The organism is Streptococcus infantis (assembly GCF_047464415.1).
Classification (GTDB): domain Bacteria; phylum Bacillota; class Bacilli; order Lactobacillales; family Streptococcaceae; genus Streptococcus; species Streptococcus infantis_AE.
Genome location: NZ_JASHBX010000032.1, coordinates 1 through 5126 on the forward strand (window position 1 = coordinate 1; position 5126 = coordinate 5126).

The 5126-nt window shown below is 38.8% G+C and carries 3 protein-coding genes; all 3 read right to left on the reverse strand.

Features of this window, described 5'->3' with window-relative positions; all coding sequences use genetic code 11:
- Positions 1-296, reverse strand: a 296-nt coding sequence (locus tag QM460_RS10145; RefSeq protein ID WP_414290034.1) for a single-stranded DNA-binding protein, incomplete at its 3' end; no start/stop codon positions are given.
- A 76-nt stretch (positions 297-372) separates the two neighbouring features.
- Positions 373-2916: an SEC10/PgrA surface exclusion domain-containing protein gene (locus QM460_RS10150; RefSeq protein ID WP_050078018.1), complete on the reverse strand. Its 2544-nt coding sequence runs from the start codon at positions 2914-2916 to the stop codon at positions 373-375.
- 79 nt (positions 2917-2995) lie between these two features.
- Positions 2996-5126: LPXTG cell wall anchor domain-containing protein (locus tag QM460_RS10155; protein WP_414290035.1), on the reverse strand; the 2131-nt coding region annotated here is incomplete at its 5' end.

Consider the following 5126-nt stretch of genomic DNA (forward strand, 5'->3'; position numbering starts at 1 on the left):
TTTGGGGAAATAAACTGATACGTCCGACGTTGACCATGTTCATCATTATAAGGTCGTTGGATAATTTCTCCTTTTAAGAGGATTGGAGAGCCTTTAGATAGGCTCTGAGCCATCAACTCCGCTTGTTTTCCATAGACTTGTACATGGAAGAAACTAGAGATTGGTTTATTTGTATCATCAGTCATACTCGAATCACAAACAAACTCAAATTTGAAACTGGTATGACCATTTTTGGTTCGATCTACTGCATCATTTGGAATGAATGCAACACGTCCAGAAGCGATAAATACTTGCATTTTTTCTCCTTTCAATAAAGACCACAAGAGAGTTTTTATTCAACTTGTGGTCATCATTTCATTTTAGTTCGTCAAATTAGTTTTCTTTCGACTTACGAAGGCCTGCAAGACTCAACAATCCCAAAATCATTCCCACAACTGGAAGCATGCTTGCTGCTGATCCAGTGTTTGGCAAACTAGTTTCTTGTTTCTTGTTCCAAGTATAGTTATAAGAAATAGGTAATTGAGTATTTACAGATTTAGTTTGCGCTATATAAGACACAAGTTTACCTGTTTTGTCATAAACTTCAACAGGTGTTTCGCCATCCTTAAGGAGTGCTTGTCTTTGAGCCTCTAGGTCGGCTAAACGTTTAGCTTCAACTTGTGCGCTATACAAGGCAAAGAGTTTGTCATAAGCCTCTTGATTGATTTTCTGTTCTTGCAACAACTTGTCAAGGTTATCTTGAGCTTGTTTCAAAGCAGTTGCTTTCTGATTAAGAGTTGTTTCTTTTTGAGCAAGGACTTTCTTAGCTTCAGCAAGGTTAGGCTCAGCATTAAGCAAAGCATCTAGATCAGCTTTTGCTTGTTCCAATTCCTTGCCCACTTTTTCAACATTATCCTTAGATAGTTGGAGATTTTCAGCAGCAGTCTGGGCAAGCTCCTGCAGTGTGACCAACTTCGTTTGTTCTGTAGCTAGGTTTTCTTTAGACTCCGTAAGAGCTTTTTGTTTAGTGTCAAGCACTTCCTTTGCTTCAGCAAGATTTTTCTGTTTAGTTTTTACATCAGCAGTTAAGGCATCCAAGGCCTTTTGAGCAGCCACCACACGTTGTTGTGCTTTCATTTGAACTTTCTCCGCCTGATCAAGTTCAAATTGTGCCGAAGGTGCTCGTAATGGTGTTGCTTTAAGTCTTGAAAATTCTTCCTTAACTTGCTCTTCTGTAGATAAAGCTGTATCGTATTCTGCTTGAGCTTGTTCCAGAGCAGTTTGTGCATTAAGATTATTTTTCTGCGCTAAGCTAAGAGCACCAACTGCAGCGTGATAAGCCCTAGTTAGAGTCTCAGCTGAATTAGGATTGCTAAGTTCTGTCTTATCAAGTTTCGTTCCTGAAACTTTTTTATCTGCTACTGTCAACCAGTGAGAACTTGTGACTCCTTCACGTTTCGATAAAGATAAGCCAAAGTAATCTTTATTCCCTGAGGACGTTTTCGATAACCCAGTTATACTCTCAGCATGTTGCCACTCCATACCATTAAATAAAAACTTAACAATGCTTTTATAGATGAATCGTTTAGCGTCATCCATAGTATGAATTTCATCACTACTATTGACACCATACATATTCTCTAAATATTGAGAAGAATTATTCTTAGATGACGGCAGACCATATTCTCGAGCTACGTCATTGATAACCTTTTTATCATGACCTGCACCAAACTTCCAATTATCAGAAACATAACCATCAGTCACCTTCTTAGCAACCTCAAGCATCCCTTGTGAAACAACTGTTTTAGTTGTACCAAAACGCTGACGGACTTGATTTAACAAATCATTCGCAAAGAAAGCTAATTCCATTTGCTGTTCTTTTGTCAAATGATTCGGATCAACAGAAATTTGCTGATCTTTTTTATTGGACTTAAATTTATTAAGTTCTACATTTTCCTGATTGACTTGTTCAAGTTTGCGCAGTTGCGCAGCATTGTGTTTATCCCAAAGAGCCTCTTGTTCAAGAATATTGTACGGATTATTCACATAAGATTTTAGTGCTTCTACGTAGCTATCTGAAATTTGCAAAGTATTTATTGAATTATACCTTGCTTCAGCATCTGAAAAATCCGATTGAGCTTGTTTGAGCGCTGATTGAGTCTGATTTGCTGTTTCTGAGGCTTTATCCAATGCAATATTAGTAGTCAAAACAAGAGAATGAGAATTTTCAACTTGTTTCTGCGCTTCAACAATTTTTTGTTGAAGTTGATCATCGTGGGATTTAGCTTGTAAGAGTTCATCAGATTTTTCTTGAACCTTATTTTGTGCCTGCTTTTGTTCCCATTCAGCATTCTCTTTCTCAGCAATAACTTCTGCTTGCCCTGTACCGTCAAGGATAGCTTGTGCGTTATCTACACTAGTCTGTGCATCTTTGACTTCTTTTTCAGCACTTGCTACATTGTCTTCAGATTTCTTAACCACTTTTTCTTGGTCTTGAGCCACTTGTTCAGCTTTGTCAAGGTCATTCTTAGTATTTTTTTCTTGCTTTTCAGCGTTATACTTAGCAGCTTCAGCATCGGTAACCTCTTGTTTTTGCTTTTCAATGTTCCGTGGTGTAGCTTTGTCCTTGATTGCTTGCGCCTTATCTGCTTCAGACAGCGCTTGATCTACTTCAGACTTCGCCTCATCTACTTCAGACTGCGCTTGATCTTTCTTAGCTTGTGCTCCATCTACTGCTTGGGTAGATTTGTCAAGTTTATCCTTAGCCTCATCAACTTGTTCTCGAGTGACAATAATCCCACTAACTTCACTCGTAAAAGATTGTAATTGTTTGGGAGCTGTTACAGCAGGTGTTTCATCTGCGTGACCGATCGTGTTTACTAGACCAAGACCAATAACTGATGCCACTCCAACTGTTAGATTTACAGTTTTATTCATTCTATTTTCCCTATCCACTTTTTAAAAAAAGGTGGCAGTTCCTGTTACTCCACCACCTTTTATAACGAACTGAACTATTTTATTCTACTTCTTTCTTACGTTTCAAGCCAACTAAACCAAGCATTGACAAGATACCAGTACCAACAAATCCAAGCACGCTAGAAGCCGTTCCTGTATTTGGAAGCGATGGCTGTGGTTGTGGTTTACGTGGCTCTTCTGGAGCTGGTCGCTCAGGAGTATGTGTTACTACCTTCGCTTCCATCTCCTGACCATTAACAACATTTACAAATGTATTCTCAACTTCTCCACTTGCAATACGCTCAACTTCAACATAGAAATCGGCATCAAACGTACCACGTACTCCAAGAGAGTTCAAGAACTCTTTGTCAATAGTGTAAGCCCACTTACCGTCTTGTTCATTCCATGTTACTTTAACAATCTTCTTGATAAAGTCAGAATTTGTGCTTTGATCAAACTCAAATTGGAAAGCATATACAGAGCCTTTGGCAATCTTATCACCAGCTTTGACTACTTTACCATCCTTCAGGATGACATCATAAGGCAATGTGAGGTCTTTTTCAGCCGTATACTCTGTACCCTTGATGACACCTTTCCAATTACCTGTATAACGGTCATGCTTCATATCGAGTTTATCCAAACCGTCATATTGGTACAACGTATGGTGTCTTTCTGGAACAGTTGCACCGTCAAGAAGGTACTGAATCAATTCACCCATTTGAACTTCTTTACCGTCAAGAACTTTCTGACCTGTTTTATCAAGCGCATGTTTTTCTGGGTATTTTGGTTTAGGTGGTTCTGGTGTACGAGTAATAACCTTGGCAGTCATTTCTTGTTTATTGACAATATTGATGAAGGTATTCTCAATCTTACCACCAGTTTCAATACGCTCCGCCTCGATGTAGAAGTCTGCATCGAAGGTCCCTTTAACTCCTAGAGAGTTTAGGAAATCTTGATTGATAACGTAAGACCATTGACCACCTTTTGCATCCCACTTAACAGTCACAAGTTTCTTGATAAAGTCAGAATTTGTATCTTGATTGAATTCAAAAGTGAACGCATAAGATGTTCCTTTGGCAATCTTATCACCAGCTTTGACCACTTTGCCATCCTTCAGGATGACATCATAAGGCAAGATAAGGTCTTTCTCAGCTGTGTACTCTGTACCCTTAATGACACCTTTCCAATTACCTGTATAACGGTCATGCTTCATATCAAGTTTGTCTACACCATCATATTGATACAACGTATGGTGTCTTTCTGGAACAGTTGCACCGTCAAGAAGGTACTGAATCAATTCACCCATTTGAACTTCTTTACCGTCAAGAACTTTCTTGCCAGTTCTATCAAGTGCATGTTTTTCTGGGTATTTTGGTTTAGGTGGTTCTGGCGTACGAGTAATAACCTTGGCAGTCATTTCTTGTTTATTAACAATATTGATGAAGGTATTCTCAATCTTACCACCAGTTTCAATACGCTCGGCCTCGATGTAGAAGTCTGCATCGAAGGTCCCTTTAACTCCTAGAGAGTTTAGGAAATCTTGATTGATAACGTAAGACCATTGACCATCTTTTGCATCCCACTTAACAGTCACAAGTTTCTTGATGAATTCAGAATTTGTATCTTGATTGAATTCAAAAGTGAACGCATAAGATGCTCCCTTGGCAATCTTATCACCAGCTTTGACCACTTTGCCATCCTTCAGGATGACATCATAAGGCAAGATAAGGTCTTTCTCAGCTGTGTACTCTGTACCCTTGATGACACCTTTCCAATTACCTGTATAACGGTCATGCTTCATATCTAGCTTGTCTACACCATCATACTGAGAAAGAGTGTCATGTTTAGATGGAACGGCCACACCATCAAGAAGGTACTGAACAAAATCACCTAGCTGGACTTCTTTACCATCAAGAACTTTCTTACCATCTTTATCAAGCACATGTTTTTCAGGCTTGATATCTGGAACTTCAACAGTTACCAGATTAGACTTATGATCAATTCCAAAATCGATCTGATGGAATTCGTTCTGAACCTTTTGACCTTCTTTTACCAACAATTTAGCAACCAAATCAAAAGTCACGTTTTTGCCCTTAGAAACATAGTTCTTATAGTAAGCAGCGTTGTCTTTTGGAACCCACATATAGAACTCACCTTTTGGTGACAATCCTGCTTCTTTCAAGATTTCATTG